Below are 23,049 nucleotides of genomic sequence, written 5' to 3' on the forward strand. Positions count from 1 at the left end.
GACCAGAATATCAGGCGGGCGACGCCCCGACGATCACACCGTGCTCGCGACCACCTGCACGGCCTCGGTGCGCGGGGATGTCGGCAGGTACATCCGGAACTCGGTACCGACGCCCTCCTTGCTCGTGACGTCCATCGACCCGCCGTGCGCGAGCACGATCGCCCGCGTGATGGTGAGCCCCAGGCCCACGCCGGGAACCGCGTTGCGCGTCGCTGTCGACGCGCGGAAGAAGCGTGTGAACAGCATCCCCTGCTCGTCCTCCGGGATCCCGAGCCCCGTGTCGCGGACGGCGAGCTCGATACCGCCGTCGCGCTCGCGGACGGAGGCCGTGACCCGACCCCCCGACGGCGTGAACTTGATCGCGTTCGAGAGCAGGTTGTCGAGCGCCTGTCCGATGCGACCGGGGTCTGCGATCACGCGCACCGGCGTCGACGGGGTCTCGGCCATGAGCTCGACCCCTTCGCGCTGCGCGTGCGGACCCGATGAGGTCACCGCATTCCGCACGATCTCCGCGACATCGATCTCCGAGCGGTCGAGCGGGAAGCGCCCCGACTCGACCTGGGCGGTGAAGAGCAGGTCGCCGACGAGGGTCAGCAGCCGTTGTGCATTGCGCTCGATGATGCCGACGAACTCCTCCTGCTCCTCGGACAGCGGCTGGCCGGGGTCGTTGCGCAGCAGGTCGAGGAATCCGATGATCGCGCTCAGCGGGGTCCGCAGCTCGTGCGAGATCATCCCCACGAATTCGTCCTTCATGCGCGCGACCTCGACGGCACGCGTCTCGTCGGTGAGCACCAGCAGATATCCCTGAGTCTCGCCGGCCGCATCCCGACGCGGGCTGACAGTGACGCGGGCGGGCACGACCGCGCCTCCGGCCGTCGTGACGTCGACATCGCCCTCGACGTTGCGCTCGGCCTCAGCTCTCGCGAAGAGCGCCTTGATCCCCGAGGGGAGGTCGGCCTCCGCCGCCGCGCACGGGGCGTCGCCGACGAGCTGCGACAGCGCCGACACCGTGAAGAAGCGGTCGATGCGCACATCGTCCTGGGCCTCCTGGACCGACAGCCCCAGCAGTCGCACGGCCCCGGGGTTCCACTCGGTGACGCGGCCGGTCAGATCGACCGCCACCACGGCCTGCACCGTGATCGACGCCCACAGGCTCTGGAACGAATCGAGCAGCTGCCGGTACTCGCGCTCCTTCTCCTGCAGCCGTTCGAGCACGAGCACGTTCTCACCGAGGGCGGAGGTGCGTTCCGCGACGAGCAGCTCGGCCTGCTGCACTCGGAGGCGCTGCTGACGGGAGAGCTCATTGACGACGGCGGCGAGGGCGGAGAACACGAGCGGCCCGACGACGCCGCGGAGCCACTCGACCGAGCTGCCCGGCGGCTCGGTGATGTACGGCATGAGCAGCGCGAACGAGGTCAGGGCGCCGACCGCGAAGACGTAGCGGATGCCGGGGGCTGCGGCGATCCACACCACCGGCAGCAGCACCAGCGACGTGAACACCGATGTCGGTCCGCCCGTGCCCGCGCGGAAGAGGCCCAATCCGACGATGCCGATCATCGGGATGACGAGCACGATCCACCCGTCGTACACCCGGCGGGCGCTGAGGATGCCGGCGTGCACGGTCGCGAACAGCACGAGCAGCAGCCCGGCGAGGGCAGCGTTGAAGTCGGAGAACGGAAGCTCGGGGTAGAGCCACGTGAACAGGGCGGCGAGCGCGGCCGCGATCGCCGTGGGCGCCTGCTTGATCAGGGGGCTCGGGTTGTCGAAGATGCCGTACCAGCTGTTCTCCGCGCGGCGGAGAGGCGTCGCGTTCACCGCGCGATCCCACGGAGGATGCCGCGCAGGTCGGCTCCGACGATCGGCTTCGGCAGCGCCGCGTCCGCCTCCGGATAGTCCGTCGCGTCGAGCACCGAGCTGACGATGAGGAAGCACTCGGGGAATCGCGTCCGCACGAATCCGGCGCATTCCGCGCCCGTGATGCCGGGGAGCAGGAGATCGACGACGGCCACGACGGGAGAGATGGTGTCGAACGCGGCGATCGCGCTCTCGGCATCCGCGGCGGCGAAGACGTCGAATCCCTCCCGGTCGAGGTGGCGGCGCAGCAGTGCCGTCTGGTCGGCACTGTCCTCGACCACGAGTGCGAGCGGCCGGCCGCTCATCACAGGAGGAGCTCTCGCACGATGACGACGACCACGACGACCGCCAGAGAGAGAAGCGCCTGCCAGACGAGACGTCGCTCGCTCCGGGCATCCGTCGCGATCTCCTGCTCCTCCTCCGTGCGCGGGAGTGCCTCGCTCATGACTCGACCCGTCCGATCTTCTCGGTCTTGATCCAGGCGGCGTCGGCACGACGCCACTCCTTGAAGTAGGAGTCCACGGTGATGGCGCACAGCAGCGAGCCGTATCCGCAGACGTAGAGCAGGAGCCCGGCGAAGAAGCGCCCGGCGGGGAGCTTCTCGACGACGCGGGCGAGCCAGATGCCGAGCATCGAGATCGGCCCCCAGAGATAGAAGCCGATCGCCCAGAGGATGCGCGTCTCGTCGTTCAGTGGAAGGCCGAGCGCGGCGAGCCCGTCTTCGAAGAGGTGCGGGAACAGCGCGATCGCCATCAGCAGGAGTGCTCCGAGTCCCGGGAACATGAGCGCCTCGCGCCAGGACTGTCGGCCGATCCGCGGATCGAGCTGCACCGCGAACAGCATCGAGAACAGGTAGATGCACGCCGCGGAGATCCACATGAACCGGAACACGAACTCGGCGACGTCGCTGTGCAGGAGCAGCAGCGCCAGCATGCCCGCCGCGGCGAGCAGCATGAAGGCGGGCAGCAGCAGGATCGTGAACCAGGCGAGGCCGAACGCGAAGCTGCCGAGATCGTGCTGGTCGCTCGGGCGGAACCACAGCCGCTTGTAGATGGACGTGAGCTGCACGTTCCCTCGCGCCCAGCGCAGACGCTGCTTCCAGAGCGAGTCGATCGTGCGCGGCTCCTCCGCGAGCACGACGGCGTGGGGCTCGAAGACCATGCGACGGCCCTTGAGCTGTCCCTCGAACGTCGTCATCGTGTCCTCGGCGAGAGTACCGGTGGGGATGCGCCCGCCGATCGCCTCGAGGTTCGCGCGCGAGTGCAGCTGCGCCCCACCCGCAAGGCACGCGATCGCGCCCCCGACGTTCTGCGTCCGACGCGCCGACAGCTGGCCGATGACGTACTCGATCGCGATGAATCGGGTCAGGTAGTTGCGGTCGCGGCTGCCCTCGGCGATGTAGGCGGTGACCGCGCCGACCTTGTCATCGGCGAGGTGGCGGCTGAGCTTGCGCAGGGAGTCTCGCGCGAAGATCACGTCGGCGTCCATGATGAGCACGGCCTCCGTCCACTCGTCCGCGAGCACGATGTCGAGTCCGTGGTTGAGCGTGTGGGCCTTGCCCTGCCCGCCCTGCTCGCGCCGCAGATGCACCACGCGACCGGGGTGAGCCTGGATCTTCGCCGCCACGACCGCGGAGGTGTCGTCGGTCGAGGCGTCGTCGATCACGAAGACCCGCAGCCGGTCGGCCGGATACTCCAGCTGCAGCAGCCGCTCGATCGCCGGACCGAGCACGAGCGCTTCGTTCCACGCCGGGATCAGCACGGCGATGCGCGGGTGGTGGGGTGCGGCCTTGGCGTAGTGGTTGCGGAACGCGTGCACGGGCAGCAGGAGGAACTGCAGTCCGGTGTTGATGACGGGCAGCGTCCCGACCAGCACGCACAGGATGAGCACGACGACCAGCACCGTCTCCGCGGCGTTGAGGGCGGGCATCAGAGGCTCCGCCCCTCGAGGAGGGCGGCGACACGGTCGTAGCGACCGACATCCGCGGCTTCGTGGCTGTCGGTCGAGGCGACGACGACGGCCCCGGCGTCCCGCAGCGCGTCGAGCAGTGCGCTGCCCGGACAGCCCCACTTCTCGTTGACCTCGACCAGGGTGTCGGTCGCAGCTGCGGTGCGCGCCCAGCTCACGATCCGCTCGGACCCGAGGTCGTCCTCCGTCAGACCGATCTTGGGCAGGATCGAGAAGCAGTGCGCGAGCTGGTTGCCCGGGTAGCGCGTCATCGAGGCGTTCAGGGCGCTCACGAGCTGATCGAGGACGTCTCCTGCCGCCCAGCCGGCTGCGATGCGCTCGCGCACCGCGGTCGGCCCGAGCGGACCGTCGTCGCCGGGGAACTGGTGGTCGGCGATGAGGATGCGGTCGATCCCGTCCGGGAGGACGGGGATGTCGAGCTCGCCCGAGGCGTCGAGGATCTTCGCCTCCACGCCGCTGAGCACCGTGAGGCCGTCCGGCACGCTCAGCGCCCGGACAGCCGTGAGGTACTCGGGAACCCAGGCGGTGTCGCGGCGCACGTGGTCGACGAGCCGGAGCGTCGTCAGCCCCCGCTCGGCGGCCGCCGCGACGTTTTCCTCGAGGGTCGACACGGCATCGTCCGAGAACGTGGAGTGCACATGGTGGTCGCCGCGAAGCAGGTCGTGGCTCACAGCTCGTCCTGGTGGCTGGCGTGATCGGAGACGAGCACCTCGTCGACCTCGACGATGATGTCCTCGAGGAAGCGCACGGATGCGAGTTCGCGGAACGGGACGGATGCCGGGATGTCGGCGCCGAGGAACAGATCGGCCACGAGCGAGGGGATGTCGACGCCGGCCGCGATCGTCAGAGGCAGCGCTCCGGGGAACCGGGGATTCACCTCGAGCAGCATCGCGCGCCCCGCGCGGTCGCGCCGCAGCTGCACGTTCGCGACGCCGACGAGTCCGATCGCTTCCGCGACGGCGGTCGCCGTCTGCTCGAGCTCGACGTCGTGCACCGTGCGGCCGGCGATGGCGACCCCCGAGTCCACGCGTGCGCGCGTGCGCGGCACTGCGGCCACGACGCGACCCGACGCATCGGCGATCACGTCGACCGAGTACTCCTCTCCGGGGAGGAACTCCTGCACGATCAATCCCTCGTCGACCGGCAGGGCTTCGAGCGCAGCACGGTCGGGAACGAGACGGATGCCTCGGCTCCCCGCCCCCTGACGTGGTTTGGCGAACACAGGGAACTCCCACTCGGCGGCCACCGCCTCGGGTCCGGCGAGCAGCGTGCGAGGGCTGCGCCCGGTCGATGCGCACCGCTCCGCGAGCAGGTACTTGTCGAGCGCGGCGTGCAGCGTGTCCTCAGAGGGGGCGGCGAGCACGGCCGGGGTGAGCTCGTCTCGGCGTCCCGCGAGAGCTGTGAGCTCGACGTCGACCGTGGAGATCACGAGATCGAGTCGGTCGTCGCGCACCATTCGAGCGATCGCGGGGACGAAGTCGTCGTCTCGCCCGGGCGGGACGAGCCGTCGCTGCGCGGGCGGGACGAGGTAGATGCCGCTGGCCCAGCCGTCCATGTCCGCGGCGAACACCGTGAGGTCGTCGCGGCGGAGCAACGAGCGGATCACGGCGACGCCGGCGGCGCCACCGGCGCCGGTGACGAGGATGCGGGCGGCCATCAGCCCTCCTGCCTGGTGAGCTCGTGGGCGCCGATGAACTCGGCGGTCTCGCGCACGACTTCGAGCGGCTCGACGGCCGCTCCCCCGCCGAAGCGCGACCAGTAGCGCGCGGTGGCCGTGACGAAGCCGGGGTCGAGGTAGTCGCGCGTCGCGGTCTGCGAGGCGAAGCACTCGAGCAGCTGCAGCTTCTCGCCGAGGTAGTCGTCGATCCGCACGAACCGCGTCGGACGGAAGTCGATGGTGGCGGACGGGCTCTGGTAGCACGCGACGGTGCCGACCTTGCGGGTCGCGACGAGAGTCGCCTCGCTGACGGCGCGGTGGTCCTGGTGGCGGTCGTGCTCGGAGTGCGTGTAGACGATGGTCGGCTGGATCTCGTTCACGACTTCCTCGATCAGACGCACGGTCGTCCCGCCGCCGGAGATCTCGGTGTCGATGAGGTCCTTGAGGAACAGGCGGGCGCCCAGCCGGTCGGCCGAGGCGAGCGACTCGTGCTGACGGCTGTCCGCGTCGCCTCCGCGCGAGCCGCGCGACAGCGTGAGGATCGTGACGGAGTCGCCGGCCCGGGAGTGCGCGGCGAGGATGCCGCCGACCCCGATCTCGACGTCGTCGGGGTGCGCGCCGATCGCGAGCACGACCTGCTTCGCGCGGCTGGCTGTGCGCCGAGCGCGACCCTCCGCGGCGAGACGGGTGACGGCTTCGACGAGCCGTACGTTGTCGAGCGGCTTGGTGAGGAACTCGTCGGCCTGAGCGCGAAGCGCCGAGACGGCGTACTCCACCGAGACGTGGGCGGTCATCACGATGACGGGCACGACGGGGTCGCGGCGACGGAGCTCTGCGACGAGTTCGAGGCCGTCGAGGCCCGGCATCTCGATGTCCGTGACGACCACGTCGGGTTCGAACTCGGAGATGCGCTCGACGGCGGCCAGCCCGTCGCCGGCGGTGAGCACGACGCAGCCCGCTCTGCGCTCGAGTACGGTCTTGACCAGCAGGGCGACGTCGGGGTCGTCGTCGACGACGAGGACGCGGGGTGCATCGTCAGACATATGCGGCTCTCCATGGGGATGTCCCCTGCCGGCGGGTACCGGCGATGCGCCACCGGAGGCCTTCTCCACCGGGAGCCCGAGGGGAAGTCGAGCGAGTATCCCTAAATATTGGCATATAGGGCATGCGGAAGCGTCATCGCACCGCGGCATTCCGCCTCATCTGCGAGAGGGCTCAGGATGCGGCGCGCGCCGCGCGCTTCTCCTCCTGGTAGACCCGGATCGCCTCATAGCGCTCCGCGGATCTCGCACGCCGCTTGTCTGCCTCCTGCTCGCGATTCTTGGGAGGGGCGGGCGTCACGAGACCGTCGATCAGCTCCCTGGTCGCGCGAGCGATCTCTTCGACGGCACGGTCGAACACCTCTCGGTTCGCGCGGGAGGGCGCGTTCGACCCCGAGATCTTGCGGACGAACTGCAGCGCGGCGTCATGGCACTCGTCGTCGGTGGCGGCCGGTTCGAGATTGTTCAGCGGAACGATGTTGCGGCACATACCGGCACGGTACGCCGCGCCGCCGACATGCGGAAGGGGCGGATGCCGCAGCATCCGCCCCTTCGATGAGCCGCGCGCTCAGCGCTTGTAGTTCGGCGCCTCGACGACGATCTGCACGTCGTGCGGGTGCGACTCCTTGAGTCCGGCGGCGGTGATGCGCACGAAGCGTCCGCGCTGCTTGAGCTCCTCGATCGTGCGGGCGCCGACGTAGAACATCGACTGCCGCAGCCCGCCGACCAGCTGGTACGCCACGGCCGAGACCGGGCCGCGGTAGGGCACCTGGCCCTCGATGCCCTCGGGGATCAGCTTGTCGTCGCTCGGCACGTCGGCCTGGAAGTAGCGGTCCTTCGAGTACGAGGTCTGCTTGCCGCGGGTCTGCATCGCGCCCAGCGATCCCATGCCGCGGTACTGCTTGAACTGCTTGCCCGACTGGAACACGATCTCGCCCGGCGACTCGTCGGTGCCGGCGAGCAGCGATCCGAGCATCACGGCGTCGGCGCCGGCCACGAGTGCCTTCGCGATGTCGCCGGAGTACTGCAGACCGCCGTCGGCGATGACCGGGATGCCGGCGGGAGCGGCGGCGAGCGACGCCTCGTACACCGCGGTGACCTGCGGAACGCCGACACCCGCGACGACGCGCGTGGTGCAGATCGATCCGGGGCCCACGCCGACCTTGACGGCGTCCACGCCCGCGTCGACGAGCGCCTGAGCGCCCTCGCGCGTCGCGACGTTGCCGCCGATCACGTCGATGTGCGCGAAGCTCTCGTCGGCCTTGAGGCGCTTCACGAGGTCGATCACACCCTGCGACTGGCCGTTGGCCGTGTCCACGACGAGCACGTCGACGCCGGCGTCGCGCAGTGCCTCGGCGCGCTCCCACGCGTCGCCGAAGAAGCCGATGGCGGCGCCCACGCGCAGACGCCCCTGGTCGTCCTTGGTGGCGAGCGGATACTTCTCGCTCTTGTCGAAGTCCTTGATGGTGATGAGTCCGGCGAGCTTGCCGTCGTCGTCGATGAGGGGGAGCTTCTCGACGCGGTGCTTCGCGAACAGCGCGATGACCTCGCCGGCTGCGACGCCGACGGGAGCCGTCACGAGGCCCTCCGAGGTCATGACGTCCTTCACGAACGTGGTCTGACGCTCGAAGCCGGAGACGAAGCGCATGTCACGGTTGGTGACGATGCCGACGAGTCGGCCGTCCGGGTCGACGACGGGGAGGCCGGAGATGCGGTACTTGGCGCACAGACCGTCGACCTCTTCGACCGTGGCGTCGGGAGTCGTCGTGATCGGATCGGTGATCATGCCCGACTCGCTGCGCTTCACGCGATCGACGTGCGCGGCCTGGTCGGAGATCGAGAGGTTGCGGTGCAGGATGCCGATGCCGCCCTCGCGCGCCATGGCGATGGCCATGCGCGATTCGGTGACGGTGTCCATGGCGCTGGAGAGCAGCGGGGTGGCGACCGAGATCCGGCGCGTGATCCGTGACGAGGTGTCCGCCTCGCTGGGGATGACGTCGGTGTGCCCCGGGAGGAGCAGCACATCGTCGTACGTGAGTCCGACGAATCCGAAGGGGTCGTGCTGATCCATGGATGCTCCTCCTGGGCGCTGACTGGCGAGAGTGGTACCAATTCTAAGCGCCGAGCACCGGGGGAAATTCCCGGGCTCCGCGCGGGCGTCGCTCACCGCCTCCCTCGCTCGTGAGCAGATCGTGCCTTGGCCGAAACAGATTCGACACATTACGCTCATATCGTCGTACACCGAGGTCGACGATTCGCATCGGCCTCGGTCTGCGCTCCCGACAGGAGGCCCTGTGAGTCCAACGACCACGACCGTGAGGCGAACCGCGCCCGTAGCGCTCGCCATCCTCGGCACACTGCTCGCCGCGATCCTGGTGCTCTTCGCCGCACCGACGTCGGCGAGCGCCGCCGTGCCCGACACCCCCGGGGCCGATCAGGAGGAGACCGACTTCTACTTCGCCGGGGTGATCCAGTTCGACGGTGCCCCGGTGCCCGACGTGACCATCTCGGTCGAGGGCGGCGGCTTCGACGCCGAAACCGTGACGAACGCCGAGGGCGCCTGGCGCCTGTACGTGCCCGAGAAGGACACGTACACCATCACCGTCGACGAGGACACTCTCCCCGACGGCGTGATCGTCGACGCGGGTCAGCTTCCCGAGGGCATCCAGCCCATCCAGGGCACCACCGCCTCCTTCGAGGCCGAGTTCGGTCTGACGGGTTCGAAGATCCTCAACCTGTTCCTCGGCGAGGGCGAACGAGTCACCACGTCGTTCGTCGACCAGCTCGTGGAGCGCCTCATCAACGGGCTCAACTTCGGCTTGCTGCTGGCGCTGGCGGCGATCGGGGTCTCCCTGATCTTCGGCACGACGGGGCTCACCAATTTCGCACACGCGGAGATGGTCACGTTCGGAGCGGTCGTCGCCGTCATATTCGGGTCCTTCCTCCAGGTGCCGATGTGGCTGACCATCCCGATCGTGCTGATCCTCGGCGCCGTGTTCGGCTGGGGCCTCGACGCCGGCCTGTGGCGGCCACTGCGGCGCAAGGGGCTCGGCATGGTCCCGCTCATGATCGTCAGCATCGGGCTGTCGCTGCTCGTCCGCTATCTGTTCCAGTTCTTCCTCGGCGGCTCGACCTTCCAGCTGCCCGGGGCGGACTCCCCCAACATCCAGATCTGGGGACCCATCAAGCTCTCGGTCGTCGACATGATGTCGATGGGCATCAGCATCGTCGTGATCGTGGCCGTCGCCTTCTGGCTGCTTCGCACGCGGGTCGGCAAGGCGACCCGTGCCATCTCCGACAATCCCGGGTTGGCAGCCGCATCGGGCATCAACGTCGACCGGGTCATCCGAACGGTGTGGATCCTCTCCGCCTCGCTCGCGGGACTCGCCGGCGTGCTGTGGGGCTACTTCCGCCCCGGCGTCAAGTGGGACATGGGCGTGCACATCCTGCTGCTCATGTTCGCCGCCGTGACGCTCGGCGGGCTCGGGACCGCGTTCGGCGCGCTCGTGGGTGCCCTCATCGTCGGCATCCTCGTCGAGGTCTCGACGCTCTGGCTGCCCTCGGACCTGAAGTACGTCGGCGCACTCGTCGTACTCATCCTCATCCTGTTGGTGCGGCCCCAGGGAATCCTGGGCCGACGAGAGAGAATCGGTTAGGAGCCGCACATGGATTGGGGCGGAATCCTCAACAACACCGCGGGCTGGCTGTTCAGCCCGACGACCATCGCCTACGCGCTGGCGGCGACCGGACTCGCCGTACACTTCGGCTACGCCGGCCTGCTGAACTTCGGCATGGCGGGCTTCATGGCCATCGGCGCCTACAGCTACGCGATCTCGATCCTGTCGTTCGGGCTGCCGTGGTGGCTCGGAATCATCATCGGGATGATCGGCGCGGCCGTCTTCGCCGTCATCCTCGGCATCCCGACGCTGCGACTGCGCGCCGACTACCTCGCGATAGTCACGATCGCCGCGGCGGAGATCGTACGTCTCCTCTTCACGACGACCGTCTTCGACGAGTACACCAACTCGGCCGACGGACTCGGCGGCTACCACGCGGGCTTCCGCGCGGCGAACCCGTTCCCCGAAGGGACCTACGGCTTCGGCCCGTGGACGTACTCGGCCGACGATCTGTGGGTGCGCGTGTTCGGCCTCTTCCTGCTCGCGGTCGCGATCTTCATGGTCTGGGCTCTGATGCGCAGCCCGTGGGGACGCGTGCTCAAGGGAATCCGCGAGGACGAGGATGCCGTGCGATCGCTGGGCAAGAACGTGTTCAGCTACAAGATGCAGGCGCTCGTGATCGGCGGCATCTTCGGCGCGCTGGGCGGAGTCGTGTTCGCGCTTCCCAGCGCCGTGGTGCCCGCGACCTACACCACCAGCCTCACCTTCTTCATCTGGACCATCCTGCTGCTCGGCGGTGCCGCCACCGTCTTCGGTCCGGTTCTGGGCGCTGTCATCTTCTGGGTGATCATGGCGTTCCTCGACGGCGTTCTGCCGGCACTCGCCGCCCAGGGAATCCTGCCGATCTCGTCGATCCAGGCGGGGACGCTCCGGTTCGTTCTCGTGGGCCTCGCCCTCATGCTGCTGGTGATCTTCCGCCCGCAGGGAATCCTCGGAAACAAGAGGGAGCTGACCTTTGTCAAGTAACGCCTCCGACGACGTCTCCACGGGAGCGGTCCGTCGCGCCAAGACCACAGGCCTCGCCACGGGTCCGGCCGCTCCCGGCGTGCCCAAGGTCGACCCCATCCTCGTCGCCGATCACGTGACCCGGCGCTTCGGCGGTCTCACGGCTGTCGACGTCGAGCACCTCGAGATCCCGCGCGGCGCCATCACGGCCCTGATCGGCCCCAACGGCGCGGGCAAGACCACGCTGTTCAATCTGCTGTGCGGCTTCGACAAGCCCAACGACGGCAGCTGGGCGTTCGACGGCCGAGACCTGAGCGGTGTGCCCTCGTTCAAGGTCGCTCGCATGGGACAGGTGCGCACGTTCCAGCTGACCAAGTCGCTGTCGCTGCTCACCGTGCTCGAGAACATGAAGCTCGGTGCCCCGCGCCAGCGCGGAGAGCGCTTCTGGTCGAGCCTGATCCCAGCCCTCTGGCGTCGCCAGGAGAGCGAGATCGAGGAGAAGGCGAAGGGGTTGCTCGCCCGTTTCAAGCTCGATGCCAAGCAGGAGGACTATGCGGCGTCGCTGTCGGGCGGTCAGCGCAAGCTGCTCGAGATGGCGCGCGCTCTGATGAACGACCCGACGCTGGTCATGCTCGATGAGCCCATGGCAGGCGTGAACCCCGCGCTCACCCAGTCGCTCCTCGACCACATCCTCGATCTGAAGGACCTCGGGATGACCGTGCTGTTCGTCGAGCACGACATGCACATGGTGCGCCACATCGCCGACTGGGTCGTGGTGATGGCCGAAGGTCGCGTCGTCGCCGAGGGTCCGCCGGACGAGGTGATGCAGGACCAAGCGGTGATCGACGCCTACCTCGGTGCGCATCAGGACGTCGATCTCGGCGTCGTCACCGGCCGCGTCAGCGGAGAGCTGGGCGCGGAGGGCGAGACGCTCCTCGCCGAGATCCAGCAGGAAGAGGCGGTGTCCCTCGGGGATGCCGAGGAGGAGAAGCCGTGAGCACCACCGCCAGCGTTCCCGTCGATGAAGCGGCGAAGACCGAGCGCGTCGTCGTCGAGGTCTCGAACCTCACCGCGGGATACCTTCCCGGCATCAACATCATCAACAACGCCAATCTCGTCGCGCGCAAGGGCGAGCTGATCGGCATCATCGGACCGAACGGCGCCGGGAAGTCGACCCTCCTGAAGGCGATCTTCGGCATGGTCAACGTCCGAGACGGCGACATCACGGTCAACGGCGAGAGCATCGTCGGACTGAAGTCCGACAAACTCGTCGCTCGCGGCGTCGGTTTCGTCCCGCAGACGAACAACGTCTTCCCCTCGCTCACCATCGAGGAGAACCTTCAGATGGGGCTCTACCAGAACCCCAAGGCGTTCTCGGAGCGACTTGACTTCGTCACCGGGATCTTCGCCGAGCTGGGAAAGCGGCTCAAGCAGCGCGCCGGCTCGCTGTCGGGCGGCGAGCGGCAGATGGTGGCGATGGGGCGCGCCCTGATGATGGATCCTGCGGTGCTGCTGCTGGATGAGCCCTCCGCCGGTCTGAGTCCCGTGCGTCAGGATGACGCGTTCATCCGCGTCTCCGACATCAACAAGGCGGGTGTCACGACGATCATGGTCGAGCAGAACGCTCGCCGCTGCCTCCAGATCTGCGACCGCGGCTACGTGCTCGACCAGGGCCACGATGCGCACACGGGCACCGGGCGCGAGTTGCTCTCCGATCCCAAGGTCATCGGTCTGTACCTGGGCACCCTCGGACAGGACGCCTGACACCTATCGCCTCACACGAAAAGATCCCGGCCCCGAGAGATTCTCGGGGCCGGGATCTTTTCGTGTCGCGCGTGTCAGTCGAGACGCGTGTGCGTGTTGTCCGCGCCGTACTGGAACACGCCGATGGTCGCCTCGGTCGGGTCTCCGGCCTCGTCGAAGGCGATTCCGCCGGAGTATCCGTCGTAATCGATCGCCTTGCCGTCGAGGATGAGGTCGGCGCAGTCCGCGAACGACTCGCACTTCTCACCGTCGCCTGTGCCGCCCGATACCTCTTGCAGCTTGCCGGCGATGTCGGCCGGTTCGCTCGAGTTGGCCGCGAGGGAGGCGAGCGCAAGCAGCACCGTGGCGTCGTAGGACTCTGCCGCGTAGTTGAAGTCGACCAGTTCGCTGCCGTCGCCCTGGCTCAGCCACTGCTCCTTCAGACGATCCTGGAAGTCGTCTGCGAGCACCGGGCCGGGCTGCGTGCCCTTGGACCCCTCGATCGAGACCGGCATGTCGGCGCCCCACTGCGACGTGTTGCCGTCGACGAAATAGAACTTCGAGCCGTCGAAGCCGCTGTTCACGAACGAGGGGACGATGGTCGACGTCTCCTCGAAGCCGATCACCGCGATCGCGTCGGGGTTCTGGGCCATGATCGACGAGACCTGCGCACTGAAGTTCGTGTCACCGGCGTTGTAGGGCTCGCTGGCCACCACTTCACCACCCGAACCCGTGAACGTCTCGTTGACGACGCCCTCGAGGCCGGTGCCGTACGCGTCGTTGAGATAGATGATGCCCAACGTGGCGTTGCCGTCTTCGGCGATGAGGTTGCCGAGGACCTCGCCCTGGAGCAGGTCGCTGGGCGCGGTACGCCAATAGAGGTTGTCATCGTCCCATGTGGTGAAGTCGGGAGAGGTGTTCGCGGGAGAGAACGTGATGACTCCCGCGCTCACGGCCTGGTCGAGGAACAGCTTCGTCACCCCGGAGGACGCAGCGCCGATGAGAGCCTGCACATCGCCGCCCAGCAGGCGGGGAACGGTGGTCTCATAGGCCTTGTTGTCCGGGTCGCCCGAGTCGCCGTACTCGACCTCGACGGTGATGCCCTTGGCCGCCTCGTTGATCTCGGCCGTCGCGAGTCCGACACCCGCCTCCTCGGGCGGGCCGAGGTAGCTCAGCGCTCCGGTCTGCGGGAGGACCGTGCCGATGTTGAGGGTGAGATCCTCACGGTCTACCGGCGGGGCGGACGACTCGCTGGGGGTCGTGCCCCCCGAGCATCCGGCCAGGATGAGTGCGCTCGCGCCGACTGCGGCGATCGAGCCGTAGACCTTCCGCGCGCGCGAGCTAGAGAAGACGCTCATACTGCTCCTTGTTGTTTCTGTTGGTCCGGCACGACTCGGGCGCTTACCGGTTCCCCCCAAAGTAGCCTCGACATGAGCACGTGAATGTTGCGATGTGTTAACGGTGTGAAACAGTCCGATCTCGGGTGGATAACGGCCCTCGAGAACGCCGGTACGCCAGCACCAAATCGGCGATGAACACCCCGATCGCCACCCAGACGATGACGAAGCCGGCCCATCGCTCCGGTGGCATCGGCTCCCGGAGGACGAGCACTCCGATGAGGAACTGCATGATCGGTGCGATGAACTGCAGCATGCCGACCACAGCGAGGTTCACCCGGCGGGTGCCCGCGGCGAAGAGCAGCAGGGGAACGGCGGTCACCACCCCCGCCAGGCCGAGGAGCAGCGCGTGGGGCCAGCCATGGGCGCCCAGCGTGATGCCGGGCGGAGTCACAGCCACGATGATCAGCTGCACCGCCGCGATGGGCACCAACCAGAATGACTCCAGTGTCAGCCCGCTCACGGCGTCGACCGCCGGACCGATCTGCTTCTTGATCAACCCGTAGATGCCGAACGAGGCGGCCAGCGTCAAAGCGATCCAGGGGAATGCACGGTATGCGACCACGATGACCACGACCGCCAGCGTCGCGATGCCGACGGCTGCCCATTGCAGAGGGCGTATGCGCTCCTTCAGCACGACGACGCCCAAGATGATCGTCGCGATCGGATTGATGAAGTAGCCCAGGCTGGTCTCCACGACGTGGCCCGACAGTGTGCCGATCAGGAACACCTGCCAGTTGACGTAGATGAGCAATCCCGCCAGGGCGGTCCATCCGAGGAGTCGGGGCTGGCGCACGATGGCGAAGAGCGTCGTCCAGCCGCGGGTCACGGTGAGCAGCAGCGAACAGAAGACCAGGGACAGCACGACGCGCCACGCCACGACCTCCCAGGGGCCGGTGGGAGCCAACAGCACGAAGTACAGCGGGAGGAACCCCCACAGCAGGTACGCGCCGCCTGCGTACGCGACCCCCGCGGTCTGTGCGGAAGGGTGTGCGGCGGTCGTCGAGGTCACCGCACAACCCTAGTCCCGGCCGAGCGGGCCACCTGCTCGTCACTCGGCCGCCTCACGAGAATGGCAGGATTCGAATGCGCGATGGCCGGATGCAGAAAGGGTCCGGATGCATGCATCCGGACCCTTTCGAGAGACGCTGTCTCAGCGGACGACGACCGCCAGGACGTCGCGAGCCGACAGGACGAGGAACTCGTCTGCGCCGAACTTCACCTCGGTGCCGCCGTACTTGCTGTAGAGCACGCGGTCGCCGACGGCGACGTCGAGCGGAACGCGGTTGCCGTTGTCGTCGATGCGACCGGGGCCGACCGCCACGACCTCGCCCTCCTGGGGCTTCTCCTTGGCGGTGTCGGGGATGACCAGGCCACTCGCGGTGGTCTGCTCGGCCTCGACCTGCTTGATGACGATGCGGTCCTCGAGCGGCTTGATGGAAACCGACACGGTCTACCTCTTCTTTCTTGACGCTGACACGAAAGACTTGTTCGCACTCTCAACCCGAGAGTGCTAACTGCAAGTGTAGGCGGTCGGCTGGCACTCATGCAATGCGAGTGCCAACGGAGGCGCACTGCTCCTCGAGATCCGCCGCCTAAGCTGAGGGCGTGGAGATGTCGGAGTTGCGCGCACTGCTCACCCCGGAAGGGCTCGGGCTCCTCGACGATCTCGGCCCCGTCGACCAGTTGGCCGACGTCGCGCGGACGGTCTCGCGCCTGCGCGCGGCCGGGCACTCCCCTGACCTCGTCTCCGCCGTGGTCGGTCAGGCGCGGCTGCGCGCCAGAGCGCACGCCAAGTTCGGCGAGTTCGCCGAACGGATGCTGTTCACACGCGCAGGACTGGAGCAGGCGACTCGTCTCGGCGTCGCCGCGCGGCATGCCCAGCGTGTGCGCCGCGCGGGGATGACGTCCGTCGCCGACCTCGGTTGCGGGATCGGCGGCGACGCGCTCGCGTTCGCCGGCGCGGGCCTGGACGTCCACGCCGTCGACGCCGACGAGGTCACGGCCGCGATCGCCGCCTACAACCTCGCCCCCTTCGGCGACTCCGCGCACGTGGAGCACGGAACGGCGGAGGCCAACCTGCCCGCGACAGCCGACGGATTCGCCGTCTGGATGGATCCGGCTCGGCGCACCTCCGGTCACAGCGAGACCAGAAGGCTGACCGCCGACGACTACTCCCCCTCGCTCGACTGGGCTTTCGCGGTCGCGGCGGAGCGCCCGACCGGCATCAAGCTCGGACCCGGGCATGACCGCGACGCGCTGCCCGCCGACGCGGAGGCGCAGTGGGTCAGCGCCGACGGCAGTGTCGTGGAGCTCGTGCTCTGGACCGGCGCTCTCGCCCGCGAGGGCGTGCGTCGTGCGGCCCTGGTCATCCGCGGCGAGCGCTCCCATGAGCTGACCGCCGGGGCGGATGCCGAGGATGCCCCCGAGCGCGAGCTCGGCGCATTCCTGCACGAGCCCGACGGCGCCGTGATCCGCGCTCGACTGATCGGCGACGTCGCCCGGAGCCTGGAAGCCGGAATGCTCGACCAGCGCATCGCGTACCTCACCTCGGACGCCGCCCTGACCAGCCCGTTCGTCCAGTCGTTCCGGGTGCGCGAGACCATGCCGGCGAATGCGAAGGCGATCAACGCCGTGCTCCGTGCCCAGGGCATCGGCACCGTCGAGATCAAGAAGCGCGGGATGGACGTCGACCCAGCCGCCTTCCGGAAGAAGCTCGCGCTGCGCGGAGATGCCTCCGCCACGCTCATCCTCACCCGCGTCGGAGATCAGCGCCGCGCGATCCTCGCCGACCGCGTACCCGCTACGGTGTAGCTCAACCCTCGCCCTCGGTCGGGATCTCGACGAGGATCGGATCTCCGTACTCGCCGCCGAGCTCGATCGATGCCCCCGCCGCGTCGGCCGGCAGCCCCTGCTCGATCGTCAGGTACGGGTTCATCCAGTTCGTGAACCGCACGTGCAGCGACCAGGTCACGGTGGTGCCGTCCGCGCCTTCCTCGACGCTCAGCGCGCGGATCTCGGCGGTGCTGTCCTGCGACGCCTGACATGCCGCCGCCTCGTCGGTGGCGTCGACGATCATGCAGCGCAGCATTCCCCCGCTCTGCGTGCCGTCGGCGGGCTTCTCGGCCACCCAGACAGGCTGGTCGTGGAAGTACCCCACGATCGACAGGCTCGGGAGGTAGCCCTGGTCGACGAGCTCTTCCGCACGCTCACGATCCGGACCGTCGAACTGACCGAGCATCGAGTCCTGCGGCTCCCATCGCTGCACCCACGCGAGCGGCTCGCCGGTGGTCGCGCGTGCGAGCACCGCCGACACGGACGTGCCGTACGCCTCGGCCGGATCGTCGGGATCATCGACGGGAACCGACACCGACACGCTCAGCGCCGTGTCCTCGATCCCGTCGGTCGGCCCGCACTGCTCCTGCGACGCCTCGCCGACGTCGAGGATCACGCAGGTCTCCTCGGAACCGTCGCGCGTGGCGTACCAGACGACGGCGTCGTCGTCCTCGGCGACGAGGCGCACGGAGCCGTCGTCGTACTCGCCGTCGGCCTGCAGCTCGAGACGTCGCTCCTGCTGTCCGGCGGTGAGCGCCGATTCGACGCCCTCGGCACCGAACAGGGCCCAGCCCGCGCCCACCCCGATGAGGAGGAGGGCAGCGGATGCCGCGACGGCGGCCTTCGTATGGTCGCGGACGGCGGCGCCGAGACCGGACCGCGCGGGAACCGGCGAGACGCTGTGCTCCGGAGGTGAATCGGACGCGAAGTCGGAAACGTCGCCGGTTCGGCCTCGAGCGCCGGACTCCGTTACCACGGGGAGTTCGGGAGCGACCTCGGGCTCCGCATCCGGAGCGAGCCCGCCCGCACCATGGACGTGATCGTCAAGCGCGCTGCTCCGTGACGACTCGAGCTCCATCAAGCGCCGAGCCTCGGCATCCGTCAATGCGCCGCCGCGACCGTAGGCGCGCGCCTGCAGGGCGCGCAGCTCCTCGATCTCATCGGCGTGCAGCATGCGCTACCCGAGCCTCTCGAACTGCATTCCCGCCCAGACGAGCCACCCCAGGCTGTAGACCGTCGCTGCGAGGCCCAGCACCAGCGCCCAACGGGCGATCGCTCGGCTCTCGACGGGACGGCGCAGCGACATGATCGCGGCGATCACCGCGACCACGGCGATCGGGATGCCCCACCCCACGAAGAACGACGCTCCCAGCGCGACGATCGCCGCGACGAGGGCCCATGGAGCGAGCCGGGTGTCGTCGCCGACCGAGGCGTCCGCGGCGGGCTGCCAGTCGTCGTGTCGGGTGTCGTCGGCGATCGGGCCTGTCGCGACCACCGGTTCCACGGTTACGGGACCGGTGGGGAGCTTCGCGTAGCCGTCGCGCCGCGCACCCGGGAGACGTGCGGAACCCGCCGGACGTTCGACCTCGCCGCTCGGTCGTTCGACCGTCGTGCGGGGAACGGGGCGTTCGTGCGGCGAGTCCGAGGGGCCGCCGCCCGGGGTCCGGGGGGAATCGGTCATGACGACACCGGCACACGCTCGGCCACCTGGATCTCGGTGACCGGCAGCGTCGAATCCGCACCGAAGGCGAGCGTCGACGGGCGGCGTCCCGACGAGACGAGTTCGGCGGCGAGGGCGGCGATCATCGCCCCGTTGTCGGTGCACAGCGACAGCGGGGGTATGCGCACCGTCACCCCTGCAGCCTCGGCGCGCGCCAGCGCGACCTCGCGCAGCCGTCGGTTGGCGATCACGCCGCCTCCGAGCAGCAGGCGCGGGACGCCGAGGTCGGCGCAGGCCGCGAGGGCCTTCGTCACCAGGACGTCGACCACGGCTTCGCGGAAGCTCGCCGCCACATCCGCCACGGGCACCGGTGCTCCCTCCGCCTCGCACCGCTCGACCCACCGCGCGACCGCGGTCTTCAGCCCGGAGAACGAGAAGTCGTAGCGGTGCTTCGCCATATCCGACGCCCGCGACAGCCCGCGCGGGAAACGGATGGCATCGGGATCTCCGTCCGCGGCCGCGCGGTCGATCTCCGGACCGCCGGGGTACGGGAGCGACAGCAGCCTGGCGACCTTGTCGAACGCCTCGCCCGCAGCGTCGTCCATGGTCTCGCCCAGCATCTCGACGTCGGTCGTGAGGTCGCGCACGTGCAGCAGCGAGGTGTGCCCGCCGGAGACGAGCAGCGCGATGGTCGGGTACTCGAGGGGCTCGGACTCCGGGGTGAGGATGTCAGCGGCGATGTGCCCGACGAGGTGGTTGACCGCGTACAGCGGCTTGTCGAGCGACACCGCCAGCCCCTTCGCCGCGCCGACCCCGACCATGAGCGCGCCCGCGAGACCGGGGCCGCTCGTGACCGCGACGGCGTCGAGATCGTGCAGCGAGACCCCGGCCTCGGCGAGGGCTGCGTCGATCGACGGCTGCAGCGCCTCGAGGTGCGCCCGCGCGGCTACCTCGGGCACGACGCCGCCGTAGCGCGCGTGCTCGTCCATGCTCGACGCGATCGTGTTCGACAGCAGCGTCCGACCGCGGACGATCCCGATCCCGGTCTCGTCGCAGCTGGTCTCGATGCCCAGCACCAGGGGCTCGGTCATGCGGTGGCCTCCTCTGCGGCATCCGTCGCGCCTCGCGCGTGCTGCAGCACGAGACGCATCACGATCGCGTCGACATCATCGGGCTGGTAGTAGCGGGGGCGTCGCCCGATCTCCTCGAACCCCTCCGAGCGGTAGAGGCCCTCGGCGCCCGGGTTGTCGGCGCGGACCTCGAGGAACACCTCCCGGGCTCCCCGTTCGGCGGCCGTGTCGAGCAGCGCCCGCAGCAGTGCGCGTCCGCGCCCGGCGCCTCGGTACTCGGCGTCGAACGCGATGGTCTGGATGTCGGCGTCGGCGGAGCCGCGCAGCGCCCGCACCCCGCCGTAGCCGATCACCGCGCCCTCATGCTCGTCGACGAGATAGCGTCCATGGGGGCTCGACAGCTCGATCGCCATCGCCTCGGAGCTCCACGCGTCCGTCGGGAACGAACGGTGCTCTATCGCCATGATGGCGTCGAGGTCGTCGGGCGTCGCCGCGCGGAGGGTCACAGCCCGACCTTCTTCGGCGCTCCGGGCATCGAGACGTCAGGATGCCGCATGTAGAGCGGCTCGTCGCCCGCGAGGGTGCGACCGGCGCGCAGAGCACGCTCCCCGACGACGGCGAGGTCGGCGGCCGACAGCGTGGCGACCTCGATCGCACGCACCCCGTCGAGCGTGGAGTCGAGTTCGACGCGCGGCACCAGAACGGTGTCGGCGACGATGCCGGGGATGCCGTCGGCATCCGTCCCATCGAAGACCGTCACCGCCACCTCACGGCGCCGCGCGTCGGTGACGATCGCGAAGGGGCCGGCCACGGCATCCGTCTCGATCGCGTGCAGAGCGGGGGCGAAGTGACTCGGGACGGAGACGACGGGGATCTCGCGACCGAGCGCGAACGCGCGCGCGGCGGCGATGCCGATGCGGAGGCCCGTGAAGGGCCCAGGGCCCATGCCTGCGACGACGTAGGTGATCGGAGCCGCGTTCGCGTCGTCGATCACGCGGTGCAGCAGATCGCCGATCACCTCGGCGTGACCGAGCGGATCGGCCGTCGACGCCTCGGAGCGCGCACCGTCGTCGCCGACGATCGCGACGGCAGTGCCCAGGGAGGTGTCGACGGCGAGGATCACCTCTCCAGGGTAGTCGCCCCTCCGTCGACGGTCCCTGAGCGCGAGGCGCGGGTGATCGTCACGTGTCGCGGGGCATCCGCGTCGAGCTCCGACGGGTCCAGGTCATCCCCGCCGCCGGCGCCGACCGGCCGCTCGAGCTCGATGTCCCACCAGCTGTCCGCGAGCTCCTCCGCCATGCCCCGACCCCACTCGATCACGACGACGGAGCGGACGAGGTCGAGGTCGAGGTCCTCCAGCTCCGCGCCCGAGCCCAGCCGGTACGCATCGACGTGCACGAGCGGCGCCCGACCGACGAGCGACGGATGCGTGCGGGCGATGACGAACGTCGGGCTCTGCACCGGTCCGCGCACCCCCAGCCCCTCGGCGAGGCCGCGGGTGAACGTCGTCTTGCCCGCGCCCAGCGGGCCGGTGAGGATCAGCAGGTCGCCCGCCTCGAGCTTCTCGCCGATACGGCGGCCGAGATGCTCCATCGCGTCCGAAGTCTCGATGTCATGGCGCCCGAAGATCGCCGGATCGACGCTCACGCCGACCTCCTGGGAACACGTGCGCCGATGCGGGTGACGATCTCGTAGTCGATGGTGGATGCCGCGTTCGCCCATTCCGCGGCCGACGGCACCCCGAGCGTCGGATCGCCGAACAGCACGACCTCGTCGCCTATCGACACCGGGGAGTCGCCGACGTCGACGACGAACTGGTCCATCGCGATGCGGCCGACGTTCGTATAGCGGCGTCCGTTGATCGAGACCGGCAGACGGCCCGACGCGTGCCGCGGCACCCCGTCGGCATAGCCGAGAGGCACCAGCACGAGGGTCGTGTCGTGCGGAGCACGGTGATCGTAGCCGTAGGAGACCCCGGCTCCGGCCGGCACGCGACGCACGGCCGCGACGGCACCGCGCAGGGTCATCGCCGGGCGGAGGCCGAGTTGCGCCGACGACCGGTCCTCGAAGGGCGACAGCCCGTAGATGCCGACTCCGATCCGCACGGCGTCGAGTCGCATCTCGGGGAGGTCGATGGCGGCGGCGGTCGCGGCGATGTGACGGATCTCGGGATGGATGCCGAACGATGCGGCGAGCGCGACCCCCTCCTCGAAGCGTGCCAGCGCCTCGCGGTCGTCCTGCGGGGAGGTGTTGGAGAGGTGGCTGAAGAGTCCGACGATGCGCAGGCGGCCGATGCGCTCGAGCCGCGCGGCCTCCGCCAGCACACGGCGCCAGTCGGCCGGAGCGATGCCGTTGCGCGACAGCCCGGTCTCGAACTTCAGGTGCACACCGACCGGACGATCGACGCTCGCCGCGGCTGCTGCAGCCTCGAGCTGGTCGAACGACGAGATGCCGAGCTCGATGTCCTGCCCGGCCGCGTGCTCGAACCGCTCCCCCGGCGCGTGCAGCCAGGCCATGATCGGGGCGGTGATGCCCTGGCGCCGGAGTTCCAGCGCCTCGGGGATCTCAGCCACGCCGAGACGCGTCGCCCCTCCGGCGAGCGCGGCGACGGCTGCTGCCGCCGCCCCATGCCCGTAGGCGTTCGCCTTGACGACCGCGATGACCTGCACCCCCGTGAGGCGGCGGAAGTGCCGGACGTTGTCGCTGATGGCATCCAGCTCAATCCTGGCCTCGCGGAACGGTGCGCTCACAACGGGTCTCCCTCGGCGACGACGAACGCCGCGGCGAGACCCGCGTCGTGCGTGAGGGTCAGATGCAGACGGCTGATTCCGCGCTCCGCCACGACCTCGGCCGTGGTGCCGGAGAGCACGAAGTGCGGGCGGCCCGAGTCCTCCGAGGCGATCTCGATCTCGGTCCAGTGCACGCCGTCAGAGCCCCCCAGCGTCTTGATCAGAGCCTCCTTCGCGGCGTAGCGCGCGGCCAGCGACGGCAGGCGAAGCGGCCGCTCGGCCGGGGCGAACAGGCGCTCGCGCAACCGCGGGGTGCGCTCCAGAGTGCGCTCGAACCGCGGGATGTCGACGAGGTCGATGCCGGTCCCGATGATCACCAGTTCAGCCTAGTCGCGGCCCGCCGCGGTCCCGTGCTCCCCCTCCGCGCTGCGTACCGACAGGCTACCCGGCTGAGGATCCCCGCCCGTCGGTGGA

Annotated in this window: 25 protein-coding genes; 5 read left to right on the forward strand and 20 right to left on the reverse strand. The window is 69.3% G+C overall.

The features are described from left to right. Positions 1-33 precede the first annotated feature (33 nt). The 9 genes from M3195_RS07875 to guaB all read right to left on the reverse strand — a co-directional run bounded on the left by M3195_RS07875 (position 34) and on the right by guaB (position 8,590). Positions 34-1,815, reverse strand: coding sequence for a sensor histidine kinase (locus M3195_RS07875; RefSeq protein ID WP_251586262.1), 1,782 nt, complete (start codon positions 1,813-1,815; stop codon positions 34-36). Further along, positions 1,812-2,159 carry a response regulator gene (locus M3195_RS07880; RefSeq protein WP_251586264.1) on the reverse strand — a complete coding sequence of 116 codons (348 nt, stop codon included), beginning with the start codon at positions 2,157-2,159 and terminating at the stop codon, positions 1,812-1,814. The genes M3195_RS07875 and M3195_RS07880 overlap by 4 nt, the downstream gene beginning before the upstream one ends. Then, positions 2,159-2,299 (reverse strand): hypothetical protein, encoded by a 141-nt coding sequence (locus M3195_RS07885; protein WP_251586266.1) that lies wholly within the window; start codon positions 2,297-2,299, stop codon positions 2,159-2,161. Before M3195_RS07885 ends, M3195_RS07880 begins: the two co-directional genes overlap by 1 nt. After that, on the reverse strand, positions 2,296-3,783 hold the full coding sequence (locus M3195_RS07890; RefSeq protein ID WP_251586268.1) for a glycosyltransferase family 2 protein: 1,488 nt from the start codon (positions 3,781-3,783) through the stop codon (positions 2,296-2,298). The genes M3195_RS07885 and M3195_RS07890 overlap by 4 nt, the downstream gene beginning before the upstream one ends. Then, positions 3,783-4,493, reverse strand: coding sequence for a PHP domain-containing protein (locus tag M3195_RS07895; RefSeq protein ID WP_251586270.1), 711 nt, complete (start codon positions 4,491-4,493; stop codon positions 3,783-3,785). Before M3195_RS07895 ends, M3195_RS07890 begins: the two co-directional genes overlap by 1 nt. Continuing rightward, positions 4,490-5,479 (reverse strand): ATP-grasp domain-containing protein, encoded by a 990-nt coding sequence (locus tag M3195_RS07900; RefSeq protein WP_251586272.1) that lies wholly within the window; start codon positions 5,477-5,479, stop codon positions 4,490-4,492. Before M3195_RS07900 ends, M3195_RS07895 begins: the two co-directional genes overlap by 4 nt. Further along, the gene (locus tag M3195_RS07905; protein WP_251586274.1) at positions 5,479-6,522 is read right to left on the reverse strand and encodes a response regulator; all 1,044 of its coding nucleotides are present in this window, start codon (positions 6,520-6,522) and stop codon (positions 5,479-5,481) included. Before M3195_RS07905 ends, M3195_RS07900 begins: the two co-directional genes overlap by 1 nt. 172 nt (positions 6,523-6,694) lie before the next feature. Next, a complete protein-coding gene (locus tag M3195_RS07910; protein WP_251586276.1) occupies positions 6,695-7,009 on the reverse strand; it encodes a DUF2277 domain-containing protein in 315 nt (104 codons plus the stop codon). Between the two features lie 78 nt (positions 7,010-7,087). Next, a complete protein-coding gene (gene guaB, locus M3195_RS07915) occupies positions 7,088-8,590 on the reverse strand; it encodes an IMP dehydrogenase (RefSeq protein WP_251586278.1) in 1,503 nt (500 codons plus the stop codon). A gap of 244 nt (positions 8,591-8,834) precedes the next feature. Here guaB and M3195_RS07920 point away from each other — a divergent pair, with 244 nt between their 5' ends. Genes M3195_RS07920 through M3195_RS07935 form a run of 4 tightly spaced genes read left to right on the forward strand, consistent with a single transcriptional unit; the run spans position 8,835 to position 12,905 of the window. After that, the gene (locus M3195_RS07920) at positions 8,835-10,175 is read left to right on the forward strand and encodes an ABC transporter permease subunit (RefSeq protein ID WP_251586280.1); all 1,341 of its coding nucleotides are present in this window, start codon (positions 8,835-8,837) and stop codon (positions 10,173-10,175) included. A gap of 9 nt (positions 10,176-10,184) precedes the next feature. After that, a complete protein-coding gene (locus M3195_RS07925; protein ID WP_251586282.1) occupies positions 10,185-11,162 on the forward strand; it encodes a branched-chain amino acid ABC transporter permease in 978 nt (325 codons plus the stop codon). Next, positions 11,152-12,138, forward strand: a complete 987-nt coding sequence (locus M3195_RS07930) for an ABC transporter ATP-binding protein (protein ID WP_251586284.1) — start codon at positions 11,152-11,154, stop codon at positions 12,136-12,138. Before M3195_RS07925 ends, M3195_RS07930 begins: the two co-directional genes overlap by 11 nt. Further along, positions 12,135-12,905 (forward strand): ABC transporter ATP-binding protein, encoded by a 771-nt coding sequence (locus M3195_RS07935; protein ID WP_251586286.1) that lies wholly within the window; start codon positions 12,135-12,137, stop codon positions 12,903-12,905. The genes M3195_RS07930 and M3195_RS07935 overlap by 4 nt, the downstream gene beginning before the upstream one ends. A 74-nt stretch (positions 12,906-12,979) precedes the next feature. Here the strand turns inward: M3195_RS07935 and M3195_RS07940 are convergent, their stop codons facing one another. The 3 genes from M3195_RS07940 to groES all read right to left on the reverse strand — a co-directional run bounded on the left by M3195_RS07940 (position 12,980) and on the right by groES (position 15,731). Beyond that, positions 12,980-14,242 carry an ABC transporter substrate-binding protein gene (locus tag M3195_RS07940; RefSeq protein WP_251586288.1) on the reverse strand — a complete coding sequence of 421 codons (1,263 nt, stop codon included), beginning with the start codon at positions 14,240-14,242 and terminating at the stop codon, positions 12,980-12,982. 97 nt (positions 14,243-14,339) lie between these two features. Continuing rightward, on the reverse strand, positions 14,340-15,293 hold the full coding sequence (gene rarD, locus M3195_RS07945; protein ID WP_251586290.1) for an EamA family transporter RarD: 954 nt from the start codon (positions 15,291-15,293) through the stop codon (positions 14,340-14,342). 141 nt (positions 15,294-15,434) lie between these two features. Beyond that, the gene (gene groES / locus M3195_RS07950) at positions 15,435-15,731 is read right to left on the reverse strand and encodes a co-chaperone GroES (protein ID WP_017203655.1); all 297 of its coding nucleotides are present in this window, start codon (positions 15,729-15,731) and stop codon (positions 15,435-15,437) included. Between the two features lie 158 nt (positions 15,732-15,889). Here groES and M3195_RS07955 point away from each other — a divergent pair, with 158 nt between their 5' ends. Next, on the forward strand, positions 15,890-17,095 hold the full coding sequence (locus tag M3195_RS07955) for a class I SAM-dependent methyltransferase (protein ID WP_251586292.1): 1,206 nt from the start codon (positions 15,890-15,892) through the stop codon (positions 17,093-17,095). A 1-nt stretch (position 17,096) separates the two neighbouring features. Here the strand turns inward: M3195_RS07955 and M3195_RS07960 are convergent, their stop codons facing one another. From M3195_RS07960 to M3195_RS07995, 8 genes are read right to left on the reverse strand one after another with little or no spacing between them, the layout of a single operon-like run. Further along, positions 17,097-18,290, reverse strand: coding sequence for a hypothetical protein (locus M3195_RS07960; RefSeq protein WP_251586294.1), 1,194 nt, complete (start codon positions 18,288-18,290; stop codon positions 17,097-17,099). A gap of 3 nt (positions 18,291-18,293) precedes the next feature. Continuing rightward, entirely contained in the window at positions 18,294-18,797 is a 504-nt protein-coding gene (locus M3195_RS07965) for a hypothetical protein (protein ID WP_251586296.1), read from the reverse strand. Continuing rightward, positions 18,794-19,867 carry a tRNA (adenosine(37)-N6)-threonylcarbamoyltransferase complex transferase subunit TsaD gene (gene tsaD / locus M3195_RS07970; protein ID WP_251586298.1) on the reverse strand — a complete coding sequence of 358 codons (1,074 nt, stop codon included), beginning with the start codon at positions 19,865-19,867 and terminating at the stop codon, positions 18,794-18,796. The genes M3195_RS07965 and tsaD overlap by 4 nt, the downstream gene beginning before the upstream one ends. Next, positions 19,864-20,352: a ribosomal protein S18-alanine N-acetyltransferase gene (rimI, locus tag M3195_RS07975; RefSeq protein WP_251586300.1), complete on the reverse strand. Its 489-nt coding sequence runs from the start codon at positions 20,350-20,352 to the stop codon at positions 19,864-19,866. Before rimI ends, tsaD begins: the two co-directional genes overlap by 4 nt. Beyond that, positions 20,349-20,969 carry a tRNA (adenosine(37)-N6)-threonylcarbamoyltransferase complex dimerization subunit type 1 TsaB gene (gene tsaB / locus M3195_RS07980; protein ID WP_251586302.1) on the reverse strand — a complete coding sequence of 207 codons (621 nt, stop codon included), beginning with the start codon at positions 20,967-20,969 and terminating at the stop codon, positions 20,349-20,351. The genes rimI and tsaB overlap by 4 nt, the downstream gene beginning before the upstream one ends. Continuing rightward, positions 20,966-21,493 (reverse strand): tRNA (adenosine(37)-N6)-threonylcarbamoyltransferase complex ATPase subunit type 1 TsaE, encoded by a 528-nt coding sequence (gene tsaE / locus M3195_RS07985; RefSeq protein ID WP_308211571.1) that lies wholly within the window; start codon positions 21,491-21,493, stop codon positions 20,966-20,968. The genes tsaB and tsaE overlap by 4 nt, the downstream gene beginning before the upstream one ends. Next, positions 21,490-22,596, reverse strand: coding sequence for an alanine racemase (gene alr, locus M3195_RS07990; RefSeq protein WP_251586303.1), 1,107 nt, complete (start codon positions 22,594-22,596; stop codon positions 21,490-21,492). The genes tsaE and alr overlap by 4 nt, the downstream gene beginning before the upstream one ends. After that, the gene (locus M3195_RS07995) at positions 22,593-22,952 is read right to left on the reverse strand and encodes a holo-ACP synthase (protein ID WP_251586305.1); all 360 of its coding nucleotides are present in this window, start codon (positions 22,950-22,952) and stop codon (positions 22,593-22,595) included. Before M3195_RS07995 ends, alr begins: the two co-directional genes overlap by 4 nt. Between the last annotated feature and the right edge of the window lie 97 nt (positions 22,953-23,049).

Source organism: Microbacterium hydrocarbonoxydans, from assembly GCF_023715885.1.
GTDB classification, from domain to species: Bacteria; Actinomycetota; Actinomycetes; order Actinomycetales; family Microbacteriaceae; genus Microbacterium; species Microbacterium hydrocarbonoxydans_C.